This is a genomic window from Pseudomonas sp. SDO5591_S426 (genome assembly GCF_054070755.1).
The window spans coordinates 36,258-54,846 of the sequence record NZ_JBSVXD010000015.1 but is presented as its reverse complement, the minus strand read 5'-3'; the positions used below and the strand labels follow the sequence as shown (position 1 = coordinate 54,846).

At 60.6% G+C, this 18,589-nt stretch carries 18 protein-coding genes; 6 read left to right on the top strand and 12 right to left on the bottom strand.

The features are described from left to right. Positions 1-346: 346 nt before the first annotated feature. The 3 genes from ACW9JC_RS05745 to ACW9JC_RS05735 form a co-directional block, all read right to left on the bottom strand. Complete coding sequence (locus ACW9JC_RS05745; RefSeq protein ID WP_457454108.1) at positions 347-1,021, bottom strand: NADPH-dependent F420 reductase; 675 nt, start codon at positions 1,019-1,021, stop codon at positions 347-349. 124 nt (positions 1,022-1,145) lie between these two features. Next, positions 1,146-1,550 carry a DUF6632 domain-containing protein gene (locus ACW9JC_RS05740; protein ID WP_457454106.1) on the bottom strand — a complete coding sequence of 135 codons (405 nt, stop codon included), beginning with the start codon at positions 1,548-1,550 and terminating at the stop codon, positions 1,146-1,148. Positions 1,551-1,778: 228 nt separating this feature from the next. Then, on the bottom strand, positions 1,779-2,132 hold the full coding sequence (locus ACW9JC_RS05735) for a winged helix-turn-helix transcriptional regulator (protein ID WP_338581428.1): 354 nt from the start codon (positions 2,130-2,132) through the stop codon (positions 1,779-1,781). A 148-nt stretch (positions 2,133-2,280) separates the two neighbouring features. Between ACW9JC_RS05735 and gstA the strand changes: the two genes are divergently transcribed. Next, positions 2,281-2,910, top strand: a complete 630-nt coding sequence (gene gstA, locus ACW9JC_RS05730) for a glutathione transferase GstA (RefSeq protein ID WP_457454104.1) — start codon at positions 2,281-2,283, stop codon at positions 2,908-2,910. A gap of 222 nt (positions 2,911-3,132) precedes the next feature. Here gstA and ACW9JC_RS05725 read toward each other — a convergent pair whose 3' ends face one another. From ACW9JC_RS05725 to katG, 4 genes are all read right to left on the bottom strand, one after another. After that, positions 3,133-5,538: a TonB-dependent siderophore receptor gene (locus ACW9JC_RS05725; protein WP_457454103.1), complete on the bottom strand. Its 2,406-nt coding sequence runs from the start codon at positions 5,536-5,538 to the stop codon at positions 3,133-3,135. A 102-nt stretch (positions 5,539-5,640) separates the two neighbouring features. Next, complete coding sequence (locus tag ACW9JC_RS05720) at positions 5,641-6,609, bottom strand: FecR domain-containing protein (RefSeq protein WP_457454101.1); 969 nt, start codon at positions 6,607-6,609, stop codon at positions 5,641-5,643. Next, on the bottom strand, positions 6,606-7,127 hold the full coding sequence (locus ACW9JC_RS05715) for a sigma-70 family RNA polymerase sigma factor (RefSeq protein WP_457454099.1): 522 nt from the start codon (positions 7,125-7,127) through the stop codon (positions 6,606-6,608). Before ACW9JC_RS05715 ends, ACW9JC_RS05720 begins: the two co-directional genes overlap by 4 nt. Positions 7,128-7,276: 149 nt before the next feature. After that, positions 7,277-9,532 carry a catalase/peroxidase HPI gene (gene katG / locus ACW9JC_RS05710; protein ID WP_457454097.1) on the bottom strand — a complete coding sequence of 752 codons (2,256 nt, stop codon included), beginning with the start codon at positions 9,530-9,532 and terminating at the stop codon, positions 7,277-7,279. A gap of 389 nt (positions 9,533-9,921) precedes the next feature. On the opposite strand from katG, the gene ACW9JC_RS05705 reads away from it, so the two are divergent. Then, positions 9,922-11,049, top strand: coding sequence for a diguanylate cyclase (locus ACW9JC_RS05705; protein WP_457454095.1), 1,128 nt, complete (start codon positions 9,922-9,924; stop codon positions 11,047-11,049). Between the two features lie 4 nt (positions 11,050-11,053). Here the strand turns inward: ACW9JC_RS05705 and ACW9JC_RS05700 are convergent, their stop codons facing one another. Then, the gene (locus ACW9JC_RS05700; RefSeq protein ID WP_457454093.1) at positions 11,054-12,322 is read right to left on the bottom strand and encodes an epoxide hydrolase family protein; all 1,269 of its coding nucleotides are present in this window, start codon (positions 12,320-12,322) and stop codon (positions 11,054-11,056) included. Between the two features lie 150 nt (positions 12,323-12,472). On the opposite strand from ACW9JC_RS05700, the gene ACW9JC_RS05695 reads away from it, so the two are divergent. Both ACW9JC_RS05695 and ACW9JC_RS05690 read left to right on the top strand, forming a co-directional pair. Then, positions 12,473-12,877 (top strand): antitoxin Xre-like helix-turn-helix domain-containing protein, encoded by a 405-nt coding sequence (locus tag ACW9JC_RS05695; protein WP_338581420.1) that lies wholly within the window; start codon positions 12,473-12,475, stop codon positions 12,875-12,877. Further along, complete coding sequence (locus tag ACW9JC_RS05690; protein WP_457454091.1) at positions 12,871-13,563, top strand: RES family NAD+ phosphorylase; 693 nt, start codon at positions 12,871-12,873, stop codon at positions 13,561-13,563. Before ACW9JC_RS05695 ends, ACW9JC_RS05690 begins: the two co-directional genes overlap by 7 nt. 3 nt (positions 13,564-13,566) lie before the next feature. Here ACW9JC_RS05690 and phnE (ACW9JC_RS05685) read toward each other — a convergent pair whose 3' ends face one another. Genes phnE (ACW9JC_RS05685) through ACW9JC_RS05670 form a run of 4 tightly spaced genes read right to left on the bottom strand, consistent with a single transcriptional unit; the run spans position 13,567 to position 16,797 of the window. Further along, a complete protein-coding gene (phnE, locus tag ACW9JC_RS05685) occupies positions 13,567-14,334 on the bottom strand; it encodes a phosphonate ABC transporter, permease protein PhnE (protein ID WP_419710137.1) in 768 nt (255 codons plus the stop codon). Further along, on the bottom strand, positions 14,331-15,158 hold the full coding sequence (gene phnE, locus ACW9JC_RS05680; RefSeq protein WP_448108249.1) for a phosphonate ABC transporter, permease protein PhnE: 828 nt from the start codon (positions 15,156-15,158) through the stop codon (positions 14,331-14,333). Before phnE (ACW9JC_RS05680) ends, phnE (ACW9JC_RS05685) begins: the two co-directional genes overlap by 4 nt. Then, on the bottom strand, positions 15,152-15,949 hold the full coding sequence (locus tag ACW9JC_RS05675) for a phosphonate ABC transporter ATP-binding protein (protein ID WP_457454088.1): 798 nt from the start codon (positions 15,947-15,949) through the stop codon (positions 15,152-15,154). Before ACW9JC_RS05675 ends, phnE (ACW9JC_RS05680) begins: the two co-directional genes overlap by 7 nt. Continuing rightward, positions 15,946-16,797: a putative selenate ABC transporter substrate-binding protein gene (locus ACW9JC_RS05670; protein ID WP_457454086.1), complete on the bottom strand. Its 852-nt coding sequence runs from the start codon at positions 16,795-16,797 to the stop codon at positions 15,946-15,948. The genes ACW9JC_RS05675 and ACW9JC_RS05670 overlap by 4 nt, the downstream gene beginning before the upstream one ends. 229 nt (positions 16,798-17,026) lie before the next feature. Between ACW9JC_RS05670 and ACW9JC_RS05665 the strand changes: the two genes are divergently transcribed. After that, positions 17,027-17,686: a hypothetical protein gene (locus ACW9JC_RS05665; RefSeq protein WP_457454084.1), complete on the top strand. Its 660-nt coding sequence runs from the start codon at positions 17,027-17,029 to the stop codon at positions 17,684-17,686. Positions 17,687-17,741: 55 nt separating this feature from the next. Beyond that, positions 17,742-18,563, top strand: coding sequence for a polyphosphate kinase 2 (gene ppk2 / locus ACW9JC_RS05660; RefSeq protein ID WP_457454082.1), 822 nt, complete (start codon positions 17,742-17,744; stop codon positions 18,561-18,563). Positions 18,564-18,589: the final 26 nt, after the last annotated feature.

Genomic DNA, 18,589 nt, shown 5'->3' with positions numbered 1-18,589 from the left:
GGCGTGAATCCAGCCGCTTGTCTCGCCAGTTAGTAGCCGTTTTGGCCGCTGACGCTGCCCAAACGGCATTACGAATGCCTATGTAGTTGACGAGGGCAATTCACGCTTCCGCCCGCGTGATTCCATAGGCAACCCTCGCGACTCTCAGTTTTTGAGGTATTTAGCGCGTTTTCACACAGCCTGGACCCAATATGGACATCGCTAAAGCGCGTTGAGAGTCGTGCCTCGATCGTAAAGGTTTCGAGCTATTGCGATACGTGTGGCAACGCATGAATGACATCCGCAGCCATCTTTTCAGCACAGGTCGGCAAGATATCCCATACCTGTCTGAGTCTCACTATTTGCCCTAAAGGCCCACCTTCCGCTTAAGTTCAGCCTCGGTCCAAACGCCGCTGAGAGGGCCGCCCGGCAAGCCTTCATTGGCTCGTGCCAGCGGGAACACCACCGGAGTAAATCCAGCGTCGCGCACCAACCGGGCACCCATTTCCCGGGCCTGGGCGTCGTCGGCGAAAAGGGGAATCGCCTTGTCTTTGCCAGACTGGTCTTTCATGGCGGCATAGCCGATGGCGTTGAACGCTCGCGCCAGGTGCACCCCTGGCAGATATTGCTGGTCTGCCAGGGCGACTCCCAGATCCAGCGCTTTGCGCCCGACGTCTGCGTCTCGTCCGCTGAATGGGTTGCTGGTGCTGAACACCACTTTGCCGTCCAGCTTGCCCTTCAGTTGTTCGGACAGTACCGGCATCGCGCCGTAAGGAACACTCAACACGATCACATCGCCCCATGCGGCGGCATCAGCGACGGAGCCCGCCTGGGCGTTGGGGCCGGCGGTCTTGACCAGATCCGTCAGCTCCTCAGGGTGGCGCGAAGAAAACATCACCGAATGCCCAGCCTTTACCCACAGCATGCCAAGCGTTCCGCCGACGTTGCCGGCGCCGATCACGCTGATCTTGAGGGTGTCCGCCATCGCTTGGCTGGTGCACAGGACCAGGCTGGCGACCATCAAAAAAAGGATTCTGGACATACGTTGCGCTCCTGCGTTGGAAAGCAAACTTGTATCCACGGTAGTAGGGCCTGGCGGGCTATCAAGTTATCCCGACAGGTCGCTATCGACCCAAACCGGTCAGTAGTGACAGTCAAACCTGCGCTTAGGCCCCATTTTGTGTCCGGGGCCGAACGGCCAATTGCGAGCGGGGCGTCAAGATCGCCAAGGCAACCGCCACGATGAAGAGCGCCGGCACGTCACCTGCCCAGTGTCCCATTTGCCCCGGCTGGGTGACCGCCTGGACGGCCATGATTGCTGCGTGTACGGCGCTGGACCACACGGTGAACCAGATTAGGCTCAGGTTGGCTAATGGATCACGTGCGGCCAGGATCAAGAACACGCCAAGTGTGGCGTAGATGCCAACGATCATCATCGGGTAGTCCGAGTGACTGACGTGCCAGGCCCAGCCGGACGGCCAGAACAACATAAGTGGGTAGAGAGCAAGGCACGCGAGGCCAGCCAATACCAGTACGACGCGCAAATACCTGAGGCGATCGACTACGGTCATGGCGAACTCCTCTTTGGGCATAACTCTGAATTGATCCCCAGTGGGATGACCACTTGAGGGGGTGATACATAATCGACGGAAAGCCTGATCTGCTCAATCAGCTCCAGCAGTAGATCAAGCATAGCTACTCATTTGCTATCCCTCCGTCCACTGGTTGCTTCTGGCCGATTGTTGCCTGACGCAACCGGTGGCACTTTTTTCCGGGCTGTAAATGACGTTCAACACTGCTCAAGCCTGACTCACTTCTTCCAGCGGCATCTGGAGCTTTCCGCTTTGCTTGAGCCACAACCCAAAGTCCCGCATCACGCTGACGACAGGTCTCAATCGGTCACCTTCGTCGGTCAGCTCATACTCCACTTTGACCGGAACTGTCGGGTAAACCGTGCGTTTCACCAAACCGACTTCCTCAAGTGCGCGCAGGTCGAGTGTCAACATTCGTTGCGAGATGCCCGGGACGTCGCGGCGCAGTTCGTTGAAACGCTTGGGGCCGTCGAGGAGATACGACACCAGCAGCAGACGCCATCGACCACCGAGCAGACGCATGGCTTCTTCCACGGAACAGCCCGTCACGTTCTTTTTCATGAAACTTTCCTCAGGGCATGGCAGGTATATTTTATGTACCTAGATGATAAAAAAGTGCCTTCTTCCATTTATATACCACGTCCCTAAGATGGTCCTTCAGCACTTTCCGGACGGAAGTGATGCAGCAGACCCCATTAGGAGATCGCGCGTGAAGCTTTACTACATCCCTGGCAGTTGTTCCCTTTCCCCTCATATCGTGATCAATGAACTGGGGCTTGATGTCGCGTTGCTCAAGGTCGATCACCGCGCACACACGGTGGACGGCACCATTGATTTTTACGATGTGAATCCCCTGGGTTACGTGCCAATTCTTGAACTGGACGATGGCACCCGCTTTCGGGAAGGCCCTGCGATTGTGCAGTACCTGGCTGACCAGAAGCCCGAGTCGGGATTGGCTCCGCCCAATGGCACGCTGGACCGCTATCGGTTGCATGAGTGGCTGAGTTTTTTGACGTCGGAGATTCACAAAGGGTTTATTCCACTGCTCTATGCGGGGCTGGCCGGCAAGTACCTGGACACGGCCAAACCGAAACTGGAAGCGCGCTATGCGTGGGTGGATAAACAACTCGAAGGCCGCCATTTTTTGCTCGGCGACACCTTCACTGTCGCCGATGCATATCTGTTTGCCCTTACGGGTTGGGGCCAAGCGGATTGGCTGACGTCTTACTACAAAGCAGGCATTCATTTCGACGGGCTGAAAAACCTTCAGGCGTGGTACAGCCGGGTGCTTCAGCGGCCGTCGGTGCAAAAGGCGCTACTGGCAGAAGGGTTGGCGTGACGTTGCGATTTTCGCGAGCAGGCTCGCTCCAACAGCTGGAGCGTTTAGCGGGTTTTAAACATTGTCGGACGCTGCTTGTTGGCTCCTTCATTCCAGCCAGGAGTTTCACTATGTTCAAAGTTACGCCAAACCCGCCGGACACCGATCCAGCATCCCCGTACAACGGCGAACCGGGTGCTGGATCAGATCGATCCGCCTGAGTAGAAACCGCTCAAACCCCAATCAATACTGCGCCCGCAGCGCCAGCGTCAGCGTGCGCGGGTCGCCGTAGAAATTGGTGCCCCACGATGCATCGACGCGGTCGTAATACTTGCGATCGAACAGGTTGTTGGCGGTCAGGGTCGTCGACAGGTTGTCGTTTATCTTGTAACCGACCTGGGCCGTGGCGATGCCGTAGCCGCTCTGTTCGAATTTGACTTCACGCTGGTAGTAAGTCTCGCTGACCACGCGCACGCCGCCACCAACGCTGAAGTCCTTGAGCGGGCCGTCGGTGAATTCGTACTTGGTCCACAGGTTGAAGTTGTGCTTGGGCGTGATGGTGCTGAAGGTTTTGCCTTCATTGCCATCGTCGGACTTCAGGTACTCGGTGGAGGTGAAGGCGTAGCCGGTGACGATGCTCCAGTTGTCGGTCAGGTTGCCGCTCAACTCGGTTTCCCAGCCCTGGCTGCGGGCCTTGCCCTGTGCCTTGTAGGCGGCGGTGGCGTTGTCGTATTCGGCGCGGTTTTCATCGTAGATGCGGAACACCGCGACGCTGGCGTTCAGGCGCCCGTCGAAGAATTCGCGCTTGAGGCCGATTTCATACTGCTCGCCTTCGCGCGGGCCGATGGGCGTGTTGTCGGAACCCAGTTCGCTTTGTGGTTTGAACACGCCGGTGTAGCTGGCGTAGGCCGACAGTTCCGGGGTCAGCTTGCCGATGATCGCGCCGTACGGAACGACCTTGCGGTTGATGCTGGTGTGGGCGCTGCCGAAGTTGTTGAAGAAGGCGTTGGCGTTTTTCGCGTCGCTTTCGTACCAGGTCACGCGGCTGCCGCCGATCACGTCGAGCCAGTCGGTGACGTTGAGCTTGGCGCGGGTATAGAGGCCGTACTGATCGGACTTGGACCAGTTGCCGTTGTTCTTCACGTAATCCTGTTTCGGGATGTCGATGCTGCCCGGATCGAAGACGTTGATCGGGAAATAGTCGCCGCCGCCGTAGGTGAAGTCTTTGTCTAGGTGCTGGTATTCGGAGCCCACGGTGAATTCATGGCTGCGACCAAGGGCTTCGAACGGTGTGGTGACGAAGCTGTCGGCGCCGATGGTTTTGATGTGCGTGTAGTAGTTGTAGGCCACGGCCCAGCTGTCGCCGGTGTCGGGGTCGACCGCGCCGTCGGCCCAGGTGAAGTTACGCTTGGGCGTCTCGGCATCGCGGTAGGTCAGGGTGGTCTTGAACTGGCCGCCGTTGTCGAGGGCGTGGTCGACTTCGGCGAAGGTTTCCCAGACTTTTTCGTTCAGTTCGTTCCACTTGGCATCGACGAAGGTCGAGCGCGGCACGTCCAGCAACTTGCCGTTGGCGTAGGCCGGCAAACCGAAGGCCGGGGTGGAATGGTTTTGCTGGTAAGCGCCGCCGACCGACAGGGTGGTGGACGGATCGAGGTCGAATTCCAGGCGACCGTAGACCATCGGGCGCTCGTTCTGGGCGTAGTCGACAAAGGATTTGTTGTTCTCGTACGCGGTGATGAAACGCCCGCGCACGGTGCCCGCATCATTCAGCGGCCCGGTGACGTCCACCGAGGAGCGGTAGTGGTCATACGAACCGGCGGCCAGTTCGCCGCCGAGGGCGAAGGTATTGAGGGCGCGCTTGCGCACCACGTTGATCGTACCGCCGGGTTCGCCGGCCCCTTGATACAGGCCCGATGGACCGCGCAACACTTCGACCCGATCGTACATCGCCAGATCGAACGCGGTGGCCATGTCGCCCTGGCCGGTGGGTTGCGAGACGCCGTCGACCTGCACCTGATCCACGAGGAAGCCGCGCATATAGACGTCATTGAGGCTGGAACCCGAGTTGTAGGTCTTGATCGTGACCCCGGTGACCTGGCGCATGGCGTCTTGCAGGCTGTTCATGTTCTGGTCGTCCATGCGCTGGCGCGTGACCACCGACACCGACTGCGGGATGTCCTTGAGCTTGATGTTGCCCTTGCCGATGCTGACTTCGTTGGTGGTGTAGGAATGGGTGTCTTCGGTGGTGACGCCCAATAGCTGGCTAGTGATTGAGGTAGCGCCGAGTTGCAAGGCGCCAGTGTTGGCCGAGCGCACGAGGGTGTAGCTGGCGTCGGCGCGCTGGGTCATTTCCAGGCCGGTGCCGTTCAACAGCCGGGTCAGTGCGTCAAGCGCCGAATAGCTGCCGGACAAACCGGGGCTTTGCAGGCCATCGGTGAGGGCCGGATCAAATGACAAGGCGATGCGGCTGTCGGCGGCGAAGCGCGATAGTGTCTGCCCCAACGGGCCTGCCGGAATCTGATAGCTGCGTGTATCGGTAATGGATGAGGGTTGTGCTGCCCACACCTGGGTGCAGGCACCGCCGATCATCAAGCTGAAGATCGCATGGCGAAAGGGCGGCGTGAGGCGTAAGGCGCGTTCAACGGGCATGTGAGAAGTGATCCTGTCGGCAAGAGAAACGGGGTGTGTCTTCCCTTGCCAGCCCAGCGCGAAAAAAGTATCACCTCTTTGCAAATATTTTTTTCGAGCAGGTCAGGCCGGTGACAGGGTCACCCAATACCCACCGAAGTGCGTCGTCACTTTTACCGGGTACGTCAGGGCCAGCATGCTCAGCGCACGACGGCTGTCGTCCAGTGGGAAAGCCCCGGAAATCCGGATTCGGGCAACGGCTGGATCGCAGCGCACGAGGCCATGGCGGTAGCGCGCCAGTTCCTTTGCAAATTCACCAAGCGACATACCGTCCGCCACCAGCATGCCTTGGGTCCAGGCAGTCAAGGCGCTGTCGGCGTGGGTCACCGGCCCGATCGCGGAGGCTGAAAATTCGGTTTGTTGGCCGGCAATCAGGATCACTGGCGTGGCCTGCTGCCGATGGTAAAGCTCGATTTGCACACGGCCGTCGAGCACCGCCAAGCGCGTGGTGTCGGCGTCTTCACGAACGCTGAAACGCGTGCCCAACGCCTGCATGATGCCTTGCTCGGTCGACACCCGGAACGGTCGGGAAGGCACCTGAATGTCCGGCGCGGTCTGCACCAGGATTTCGCCTTTGCGCACCCGGATCAGGCGCTGCGTCTGATCGAACATCACATCGATGGCAGTGTCGGTGTTGAGGGTCAGTTGACTGCCATCGGCGAGCGTCAGTTGACGGCGTTCGCCAATCGGCGAGTGATAGTCGGCGGTCCAGCCCTGACGCTGGTTCACTTGCCAGCCGAGCCAGGTGGCCGGCGCGATTGCCAACAACGCTGCCAGACGGGCGAGCATAGCCCGGCGTTGTGGGTTGGCCGGGCGATCCAGCGTCGGCATCGCCAATTCCGGGGGGAGGCCGCCGAGTTTGCCCAGCAAACTTTCGGCCCGCTGCCAGGCGTATTCACATTCGGCGCTGCTGGCTCGCCAGGCTTGCCATTGCGCGCGTTCTTGTTCGCTGAGTGAGCCTTCAGTCAGGCGCATCAGCCACTCGGCGGCCTCGTCCAGCACGGCCGGGCTGACCATTGAAGGGCGGCTCATTCGGGCATCAACGTCAGGCACTGCAAAAAGGCCTGTTTCATGTAGCGTTTGACGGTAATGAGCGAGATGTCGAGTTGCTCGGCGATGTCCTGGTATTTCATCGCGCCGATCTGCGACAGCAGGAACGCACGCTTGACCAGTGGCGGCAGGGTATCGAGCAGGGCGTCGACCTCGTGCAGGGTTTCCAGAATCAGAAAACGCAACTCAGGGGAGGGCGCCAGGGACTCCGGCATTTGCGCCAGAGCCGATAGATAGGCGCGTTCCAGCGCCTGACGCTGATACCAGTTCACCAGGATGCCTTTGGCGACACAGGTCAGATAGGCCCGTGGCTCGGCAATGTTCGGGAGCGGTTTGGCCGCCAGAATGCGCGTGAAAGTGTCGTGCAGCAGATCCGCCGCATCCACCCGATTACCCAGTTTTCGCTGCAACCAGGCGTACAACCAGCCTTGGTGGCCGACATACAGGGCTTCGACGCATTGCACATGCTGCTGGTCAGTGGCGGACAGAAAGTTGCTCATCGCATCATAATTTTTGCTAGTGAGAATTATTAGCAATTGTAAATGAGCGACAATCGAAGCGGCAAGGGCAACATTGCGTTGCCCGTGTCCAAAAAAATGGCCACTCCGGCGCGTTCATCGCCGAAGTGGCCAACCTACACGTCGCTATCTCACTTCAGGTCAAAACGGTCCAGGTTCATGACCTTGGTCCACGCCGCCACGAAGTCCTTCACCAACTTCTCCTGCCCGCCGGCGCTTGCATAGACTTCCGCCAATGCCCGCAGCTGCGAGTTGGAGCCGAAGACCAGGTCGACGCGCGTCGCGGTCCACTTCTGCTGGCCGGTTTTGCGGTCGCGACCGGTGAATTCTTCATTGGCCTCGGACACGGGTTTCCATTCGACGCCCATGTCCAGCAGGTTGGTGAAGAAGTCGTTGGTCAGCGCTTCCGGCCGGCTGGTGAAGACGCCGTGGGCGGTTTTGCCGACGTTGGTGTTGAGCACGCGCAGACCACCGATGAGCGCGGTCATTTCCGGTGCGGTGAGCGTCAGCAGCTGCGCCTTGTCGATCAACAACCTTTCGGCCGGAACGGTATAGCGGCCCTTGAGGTAGTTGCGGAAGCCGTCAGCGATGGGTTCAAGGAAACCGAAAGATTCGACGTCCGTTTGTTCCTGACTGGCGTCCATCCGCCCTGGCGTGAAAGGCACCGTGACGGTTTGCCCGGCGTTCTTCGCGGCCTGTTCGACACCGGCACAACCGGCCAGCACGATCAGGTCGGCCAGCGAGACTTTCTTGCCGCCGGCATTGAACTCCTTCTGAATGCCTTCGAGTTTGGTCAGCACGTTGCCCAGTTGCTCTGGCTGGTTGGATTGCCAGAATTTCTGTGGGGCCAGACGCAGACGACCACCGTTTGCACCGCCGCGTTTGTCGGAACCACGGAAAGTCGAAGCCGCCGCCCACGCTGTGGAAACAAGCTGCGAAACCGACAGGCCGGAAGCCAGCAATTTGCTTTTCAGCGCGGCGACATCACTGTCGTTGATCAGCGCATGATCGACCGCTGGAATAGGGTCTTGCCACAGCAGCACTTCGTTGGGCATTTCCGGGCCGAGGTAGCGCGAGAGCGGGCCCATGTCACGGTGGATCAGCTTGTACCAGGCGCGCGCAAAGGCGTCGGCCAGTTGCTCCGGGTTTTCCAGGAAGCGCCGCGAAATCGGCTCGTAGATCGGGTCGAAGCGCAACGCCAGGTCGGTGGTCAGCATGGTTGGATCACGACGTTTCGACGGATCGTGGGCATCGGGGATGATACCTGCGCCGGCACCGTTTTTTGGCTTCCATTGGTGGGCGCCCGCCGGGCTCTTGGTCAGCTCCCACTCGAAACCGAACACGTTCTCCAGGAAGTTGTTGCTCCATTTGGTCGGCGTCGTGGTCCAGGTGACTTCCAGGCCGCTGGTGATGGTGTCGGCGCCTTTACCGGTGCCGAATTTGTTTCTCCAGCCAAGACCCTGTTCTTCAAGACCGGCCGCTTCGGGCTCGGCCCCGACATTGTCCGCAGGGCCTGCGCCGTGGGTCTTGCCGAAGGCGTGACCACCGGCGATCAGTGCCACGGTTTCTTCGTCGTTCATGGCCATGCGGCCGAAGGTTTCGCGAATGTCCAGGCCGGCAGCGACCGGGTCCGGATTGGCTTCCGGGCCTTCCGGGTTCACATAGATCAGGCCCATTTGCACGGCGGCCAGCGGGTTTTCCAGATTGCGGCCAGGCTCGACGCGGGTGTCTTCGTTTTCCCCAGGCTCGGCAACGAGCGGACCTTCGCCAGGTTTCTGCATCGGTTCATCGTTTTTGCCGTAGCGGGTGTCACCGGCGAGCCATTTGCTTTCCGAGCCCCAGTACACGTCCTCGTCCGGTTCCCAGACGTCCGGACGACCACCGGAGTAGCCAAAGGTCTTGAAGCCCATGGACTCCAGCGCGACGTTACCGGTGAGCACGATCAGGTCGGCCCAGGAAATGTTGCGGCCGTATTTTTGCTTGATCGGCCACAGCAGCCGCCGAGCCTTGTCGAGGCTGACGTTGTCCGGCCAACTGTTGAGCGGAGCGAAGCGTTGCTGCCCGGAACCTGCGCCACCTCGACCGTCACCGGTACGGTAGGTGCCGGCGGCGTGCCAGGCCATGCGCACGAAGAGCGGGCCATAGTGGCCGAAGTCGGCGGGCCACCAGTCTTGGGAGTCGGTCATCAGTGCCGTCAGGTCGCGTTTGACCGCTGCAAAATCCAGGGCCTTGAACGCTTCGGCATAGTTGAAGCCCTCGTCCATGGGGTCGGACAGGGACGAGTGCTGGTGCAGGATTTTCAGATTAAGCTGGTTTGGCCACCAGTCGCGGTTTGTTGTGCCACCACCGGCGGCCTGGTGGAACGGGCATTTCGATTCAGTTGCCATGTGTGAGCTACCTTTGGTCGAGTTCATTCAGCGGTTCGGCCCGGTACGGGCTCGGGACAACGGTGAGTGAGATCCATGACACAGGCTGCGGGACCGGCAGGTCGATCAATTGATCGTTGTGGTCGCGTGGGTATTCTCGAGAGTGGCAAGGGAATTGCCAACACAGGGACTCACGGTACGCCCTGTCAGTTTCTGACTCATTCTTATCTCCTCATCAGGTCTGAACCGGCCAGAAAGCGCCGGCGCTAGATAAGGCTAGACCCCTATTGGGAAGTCAGCTAATAGTCGGAGTATTAGTTGCTGATAGGCGCAATCTCTCAGCGGAGCACGTGGCCATGAGCAATGTGCCACAATACCTCCATTCACCTCAGCATTATCAGGCGAACTCAATGGATGGCCCCGGATTTCGGCTCGAGCAGGAAAGCTTCATCGCCCAGCAGGTGCGCACCGACCGGTTGCATCAACTGTTTCGGCAATCGGTTTCTGCGGTTTTTGGCAGTTTCCTGGCGTTGGTCATGCTGTGCTGGCTGTGCTGGGAGCGTTTTGACCATGTTGTCATTGCCTGGTGGGTCGCCCTGCTGACGGGCTCGACGTTGTTGCGCATCCTGATGTTCGTGGCCTATTTCCACAGCCCGGACGAGGCGCGCACACCGCAACGCTGGGAACGCATCTATTTCGGCACGCTGGTGCTGTCCGCCGCCATTTGGGGTGGTGGCGCGCTGGCGGTCATGCCGGCCGACGATCTGCTGGCCCAGGCGCTGGTGATGCTGTTTACCGTAGGCATGTCCGTGAGCGCGGTGTCGTGCTATTCGGCTTATCGCTACATGACCGTGGTGTCCATCGCGCTGGTGTTGTTGCCCTGTACCTTCTGGCTGTTGTTCCAGTCGTCGACCCTGCAAGTCGGCATGGCCATGGCCGTTCTGGTGTTCGCCTCATTCGTGTGCAGCGCCACCCGCAAACTCTCCGATGCGCTGGAAACGGCCTTCCGCCTGACCCGTGAAATGGAACTGGCCCACAGCATTTCCACACGCGCCGCACAGACTGACGAACTGACCGGCCTGAAGAATCGCCGGGCGTTTTTCGAGCAAGCCCAGCGCCTCTACAACCATTGCCAGAACTATCAATTGCCGCTGTGTGCGGTGATGCTGGACATGGATCATTTCAAACACATCAACGACACCTACGGGCATCAGGTCGGTGATCAAGTGCTGCGTCAGATGGGCGTGGTCATCTGCCGGTCATTTCGCGAAACCGACGTCTACGGTCGACTGGGTGGCGAGGAGTTTGCCGTGTTGCTGCCGGACACCTCGCTTGAAGCCGCGCAAAACATCGCCGAAGAACTCGTCCACTCCATTTCCGGCCTGATGACCGGGCCTGTGCACTGCATAACCGCCAGCATCGGGGTGGCGTCCATGGAATCCAGTGAAAAGGATTTGCACAGTTTGATGAGCAACGCCGACAAGGCGCTGTATCGCGCCAAGGCCCGCGGGCGTAATCAAGTCGCGGTGTCCGAGTAAGCCTTCAACGCATCGAACGAAACGCCGTGCGCAATTCTTCGGTGAACAGTTGCGGCTGTTCCCAGGCTGCAAAATGGCCACCTATCTCTGCTTGGCGGAAGTAGACCAGATTGCGGTAGGCGCGCCGGGCCCAGCTCTCCGGCGGGCAGTAGACGTCTTGTGGAAATACGGTAATCGCCACCGGCAGTGAGATCTCGCTGGTCTTCTGGGCAGTGGATGACAGCGGGCTACGCCCTTTGTTTTCCCAGTACAAGCGGCCGGACGAAGCGCCGCTGTTGGTCAGCCAGTACAGGGTGATGTCGTCCAGCACTTGATCGCGGGTCGGCAACTGTTGCGGGTCTGCGCCGTAGGTCCATAGGGAAAAACCCGGATGCACCAACAGGAACGCGGCGAGGGCGACCGGGGAATCCGTCACGCCGTAGCCAATCGTTTGTGGTCGGGCAGCCATCATCGCGCTGTAGGCCAGGTTTCCCTGCTTGATCAGTTTGGCAACGGCATCGTAAGTCGCGCGTTCCTGCGGGGTGAAATCCGCCGGTGCGGGGCCTGCGACGGCCAGCGCGGCGCCTGCTTCGGGCGGGATCGTCGCCGGCAAATTGAGATGAATGCCGCGCAACCCCGGCGGCGCTTGCCGCGCCATCGCGCCGGTGATGGGGCCGCCCCAGTCGCCTCCTTGCGCGACGTATTGCTGGTAGCCGAGACGCTGCATCAACTGCGCCCAGACCTGCGCAACGCGATCCGGATCCCAACCGGTGCCACTCGGTTTGCCGGAAAAGCCGTAGCCGGGAATGGACGGAATCACCAGGTCGAAGGCATCTTCAGCCTTGCCGCCATGGGCGACCGGATCGGACAGTGGGCCGATGACCTGAACGAACTCGAACACCGAACCCGGCCAGCCGTGGGTCATGATCATCGGCAGGGCTTTGGGAGCAGGGGAGCGCACCCAGATGAAATGGATGTCGACGCCGTCAATGGTCGTCACGAACTGCGGCCATGCGTTGAGCTGCGTCTCGGCCTTGCGCCAGTCGTAGTCCGTGGCCCAGTAGCGCATCAACGCCTGCATCTGTGCCAGTTGCGCGCCTTGGGAGGTGTCGCCGACGGTTTCCTTGTCGGGCCAGCGGGTGGCCGAGATGCGTTGGCGCAGGTCGAGCAGATCCTGTTGCGCCACCGCGATCTTGAAGGGGCGGATGCTGTCGTCGGCGGACGCTGTATTTGCCGGGATGGATACGTAAAACAGGAGGCTGAAGACGACCGCAAACATGAGCTTCATCTTCATGACCTCTGCTGAGTGAGGGCGACGAAATCACCCGTAATCAGCATGGCATGTAGTCAGGAAACGGGCCTGCGCCACTGGTCGCAGTCAACTTGATCTATAGATTCACCATGGCTATGTTTGAATCTATAGATTCATAACGGGGTAAAGGACATGTCACTCGCCCTACAGGCGCAAACATTCACCAAGAACCAGTGCGTCACCGGCCTGCGCGCAGCCGTCGGCATCCTTGAGAAATGGGCGGCGTCCAGCGAGCAGGCCTGTCGCATCCTGCGCATTTCCCGCAGCACCTACACCCGCGCCCGCCAACGCGATCCCGAGTGGGCGGTGGCGCTGGATGCCGATCAGATGCAGCGCATCAGCTTCGTGCTGAACATCCATGCCACGTTGCGCCTGATTTTCGATAACCCGGAAAACGTCTACGGCTTCCCGTCGATGGCCAACGACAACGAGTTTTTCAATGGACGGACTCCGCTGGAGATCATGTCTCAGGGTGACATGATCGCTTTGTATGAGACGTTTCGGCGGATCGATGCGCTGCGGGGCGCGCAATGGTGAAGGTCAATCAGCTGCCGGTGTTTGCCGGTGAGCCGTTGCAGGCTTACCGCTTGGTCAATTCCAAGTTTCCGCCGATCGCGATGTTTGATGACGTGGCCGATGCGGACGAGTTCGAGGTGTTGTACGAGATCCAGGCGCTGACCAATCCGCGCTTGAAGAACGAACTAGGGCATCTTGAATTGATCGCCCGCAGCGAGATCCCGTTCGGCATTCCCGGTTGCTCTTACGCGACCGCGCCGTTCACCCACGTCAATCCGGCGGGCTCGCGCTTCAGCGATGGCAGTTTTGGCGTGTTGTACCTGGCCGACACCCTGGAAACGGCGTTGGCCGAGGTGCAGCATCATCAAACGCTGTATTGGTCGAAGGTGCACAACCTCAACTATGAGCGCTTTGTCTTCCGTGGGCTGTCCTGTTCTTTCGTGGATAAGGCGATGAAAGATGCGACGACCATTGCCATCACCGATCCGATCTACGACCCCGACGATTACGCCGATTCCCATCGTTTCGGCACGGCCATCAGAAAAGCGCGGTGCCCCGGTCTGCGCTATCACTCCGTGCGCCGGCAGGGCAGTCATTGCTGGGCATTGATGACCCCAAAACCTGTGCTGTCGATTATCCAGACCGCCCATTACGAGATGATCTGGAACCGGCAGATCACCAGCGTCAACCAGATCAGCGAAGCCTGATGGTCAGGCCTTGACCCAGCGTTGACGGCTCCAGCTGCTCAGCGAATCGACGGCGAACACCAGCACCAGCATGGCCAGGATCACCGTACTGGCTTGGGCTTCCTGGAACAGGCTGAGGCTGACATACAGCATCTGCCCCAAACCGCCGGCACCGACGAAACCGAGCACGCTGGCCATGCGGATATTGTTTTCCCAGCGGTACAGAATGTAGGCCAGCAGTTGTGGTAGCAGGTTGGGCAGGGTGCCGTAACAGAACGCCCACACGGCATTGCCGCCTTGCAGGCGGATGGCTTCGGCAGGTTCGGGCGGGGTGTTTTCCAGTGCTTCGGCGAACAGTCGGCCGAGCACGCCGGTGGTGTGCAGGGCCAACGCCAGGGTGCCGGCATTCGGGCCGAGCCCGGCGGCCAGCACCATCAGCGCCGCCCACACCAGTTCCGGAATCGCGCGCAGGGCATTGAGTATCAGGCGCGAGGCACTTTTGAACGGCCAGCCGAATCGACCCGCCGCCGGCAGCGCCAATATCAGACCGAACACCGCTGCGAGCAGGGTGCCCAGGGCAGACATGGCAATGGTCTCCACCGCACCATGGGCGATGGCCTGCAAATGGCCCGCGCTCAGGTCCGGGCTGAGAAAGCGCTGCGCATAAGCGCCCATCTGCTTCAGGTTATTGCTATCGCCCAGTGCGCCGAGGTCGATGCCCAGATAGCTGAACGACGCGACCACCGCAGCGCCGATGCACAGCAGCAGCGCCAGATTGATCAGGCGATTCATGCCAGCCTCCAGCGCAGCAGGCGACTGAGTTGATCGGCGAACAGCACCAGCACCAGGAACGTCAGCAACAGACTGGCCACTTCGCCGCCGGCAAACATGCGCAGCGACAGATCCATTTGCTGGCCCAGTCCGCCCGCGCCGACAAAGCCCATCACCACCGAAGCGCGGATCGCGCATTCCCAGCGATACACCGTGTACGACAGCAATTCGGCTGCGACATTGGGCAGGATTCCATAGCAAAACGCCGCGAGCCGACCGCTACCGGCTTGCATCAGCGCGTGGGCCGGACGTTGGTCGACCGACTCGAAAATCTCTGCGTAAACCTTGCCGAGCATGCCGCTGTAGGTAATGGCAATCGCCAGTACCCCGGCCGTCGGACCGAGGCCCACGGCGCGCACGAACAGCAGGGCCCAGACGATTTCCGGCACGCTGCGCAGGAATATCAATAAGCCGCGCACCGGCCAGCGCAATAGTCGGCCCCAGTAGCCGGGGCGACCGGCACGGGAAGCGGCAGACAGCGACAGCGCACGACTGGCCAGCAAACTGGCGGGCACTGCCAACAACAGCGCCAGGGTCATGCCCGCAGTGGCGATGGCCAGGGTTTGCAAGGTGGCTTGCCACAGCAGCGGGAGGAATTCTTCGCCATAGGCGGGCGGCCAGAAGGTCGCCACGAAACGGCCGATTTCGCTTTGACTGTCGCTCGCCAGCAGCACGCCAAGGTCCAGTTCACTGAAGTGGATGCCTGGCCACAACAGGGCAATGGCCAACAAGCTGAGCAGCAGACGCGGACGGGTGGCCGGGTCTCGGGAGTCGCGCGTCAGCATCGGGGGATCTGCACAACCAAGGGCGGCGAAGGCACGGGTGGAGACTGCAATTGCTCGTTGGCGTAGAGCTTGTCGAGCAGTTCGCGGTCGACTTCGCCGGCCGGCAGGTCGAACAGGATCTGCCCGTCACGCAGGCCGATGATGCGCGGAAAATGCACCAGCGCCAGGTCCACCGCATGCAGGCTGGCCACCAGCGTGACGTTATGTTCCTGGGCATGACGGCTCAGGACCGCCAGCGTGTGCTCGGCCAGCACCGGGTCCATCGCTGACACCGGTTCATCGGCCAGCAACACCTCGGGTGCCTGATACAGCACGCGGGCCACGCCAACGCGCTGAAGCTGACCGCCAGACAGTTGCTGGCATTGCGCGAACAATTTATCGCCCAGATCCAGCCGGGCCAGTGCCGCCCGCGCACCGGGAATGTCCACCGGATGCAGCAGGTTCAGCAGGCTCCGGCCCAGACTCCACTGGCCAAGCTTGCCGGCCAGCACCGCCGTGATCACACGCTGGCGTGGCGGCAGCGGCGGCGACTGATGCACCAGACCGATCCGCGCGCGCAGGCGTTGACGCTGGCGGGCAGACAGCTGCCAGGCTTTTTCGCCGAGCAATTGCAGGTCGCCGCTGCTCGGGCGCAACGCAGTGACCAGCACATTGAGCAAACTCGACTTGCCCGCACCGGACGGACCGATGATGGCGACCCGTTCGCCAGCAGCTATGTGCAGGTCAACATCACGCAACGCGTGCACGCCATTGGCGTGAGTGATGCTGACCCGGTTCAGTTGCAATGTCATTTGAGCAGGTCGGCAGCGCGCGCGGCTTCCTCGATGCCCTTGTAGTTTTCAGGCTTGGTTTCGATGAAGCGGCTGGCGGCTTGCAGATCCAGAATCTCCTTGTCCGAAGGCTTCGCCGGATCGAGCGCGAGGAAGGCGGCCTTGATCTTGTTGGCCAGCGCCGGGTCGAGCGTTCCACGCACGGTCCAGTTGTAGTCGAAGTAGGCCGGGGTGGTGGCGAACACCTTGACCTTATTGGTATCGACCTTGCCGGCGGCGACCAGTTTTTCCCAGACGCTGGCGTTCAGTACACCGGCATCGACCTTGCCGGCTTGGACCCAGGCGACGGTGGCGTCGTGGGCGCCGGAGTAACCGACGCGGCTGAACCAGGTTTCCGGCTTGATGCCGTCCTTGAGCATGAAATAACGCGGCATCAGGCTGCCCGACGTCGAGGACACAGAACCGAAGGCAAAGGTCTTGCCCTTGAGGTCGGCGAGGGATTTGACGTTCGGGTCGGCGGTGATGAATTTGCTGGTGAACTGCGCATCCTGCTCACGCTGTACCAGCGGAATCGCATTGCCGGTTTTAAGGCGTGCCTGCACGAAAGTGAAACCGCCGAGCCAGGCCATATCAATGCGGTCGGTGGCCAGCGCCTCGACCACGGCCGGGTAGTCGCTCACCGGCACGAACTCGACCTTCATGCCCAATTGCTGCTCAAGGTAGGCGCCCAGCGGCTTGAACTTGCGCAGCAGTTCGGTCGGCGCCTCATCGGGAATGGCGCTGACTTTCAGGGTGTCGGCGGCCTGTGCGAGCAAGGTGCAGGCGGACAGGGTCAAGCCGATGGCGAGTGCCAGGGTACGCTTGAGCATGGAAGTTCTCCGTTTCGTTTGCGCAAGATTGTCGATGCGCGCGTGCAAGCTCAATGCTGCCCGGCGCTCTGTGAGGGTAGACGAATTGGCGCGATTATAGGGGCTCTTCCAATCGCCTGCTGATTAACTCGCAGCCCACCACACCAGCGTCGGGTTTTTTTGAATCTACAATGAAGTGCAGCTGAAAAAACCGGGTATCACGCGAGTACGGAACCGCGAGGTGGGACGCATGCAAGGCACTGAACTGCAAAAGCGCGCACGTGTGCTCGATCCTGTCGATCGGGTGACGGAAGTGATCTTCGGTCTGCTCATGGCGATGACGTTCACCGGCACCATCAGCGTCGCCACGGGAGGTCAGGAAGCGGAACGCACGATGATGTACGCCGCGCTCGGCTGCAACCTCGCCTGGGGGCTCGCCGATGCGGTGATGTATTTGTTGCGAACCCTGATCGAGCGCACGCGCAATCGCTCATTGCTGGCCAGTTTGCGCAGCGGGACGGACGCGGCGGGGCAGGCGCTGATTGCCGAGGCACTGCCGCCGCGCCTCTCGGCAGCCGCCGGTGCCGAGGAACTGGAGGCGCTGCGTCGACGCCTGGTCGCGTTTGCCGGCACTTCGGTACAGCCGCGCCTGGGTTGGGACGATTTCATCGGCGCGCTCGGGGTTTTCCTGTTGGTCGTGCTCTCGACATTCCCGCTCGTGGTGCCATTCCTGTTGCTCGACGACACAGGGTTGGCCGTGCGTCTGTCGAACCTGGTCGGGCTTGGGGTGTTGTTCATTTCCGGCTGGATATTGGCGCGCTACGCCGGCGGAAAACCGTGGCAAGGCGGGGTCGCGCTGGCGGTGACCGGTGCGGTATTGATCACCGCGATCATCGCTCTTGGCGGGTAAGGATGGACTAGACTCATCCAGTTAATCGTCGGTGCCAATCGGTGAGGAATGGGCCATGGCAAAGGATAAAAAGAGCGCCTCCAAAGTTAATCCCGCTGGCAGCTTGAAGCTGTCGAACAAAGACTACCTTGAACAGTTGCGCCGACTGCACGTCGAGCTGGTCAAGTTGCAGGAGTGGGTGAAAAAGGAAGGCATCAAGATCTGTATCGTCTTCGAGGGTCGCGATGGCGCCGGCAAGGGCGGGACGATCAAGGCGATCACCGAACGCGTCAGCCCGCGTGTGTTTCGGGTAGTGGCGTTGCCAGCACCGACTGAACGCGAGAAGAGCCAGATGTACGTGCAGCGTTACCTGCCGCACTTGCCTGCCGCCGGCGAAGTGGTGATCTTCGACCGCAGTTGGTACAACCGCGCCGGTGTCGAGCGCGTGATGGGGTTCTGCAGCAAAGAGCAGGTGGTCACGTTCCTCAAGTCTGTGCCCCATGTGGAGCGCGCAATCGTTGACTCGGGCGTGATCCTGCTCAAGTACTGGCTGGAAGTCAGCCCTGATGAGCAGACTCGTCGACTGGAGGCGCGGATCAAGGATGGACGCAAAATCTGGAAGCTGACGCCCATGGACCTCAAGTCATACAGCCGCTGGTACGACTATTCCCGCGCCCGCGACGACATGTTCGAGGCGACCGACACCGATCACGGACCGTGGCTGGTGGCCAACTCCAACGATAAACGACGGGCCCGTCTCAACATCATTTCCGATTTGCTCAGCCGCATTCCGTACAAAGATGTGCCGCGTGAAAAGGTAGTGCTGCCCAAGCGGCAGAAGCCCGGCGGCTATCGCGAGCCGGATTATCCGCTCAGGCGCATTCCGGAAAAATTCTGACGGCACGCTCACGCGCAGCTGCCCTG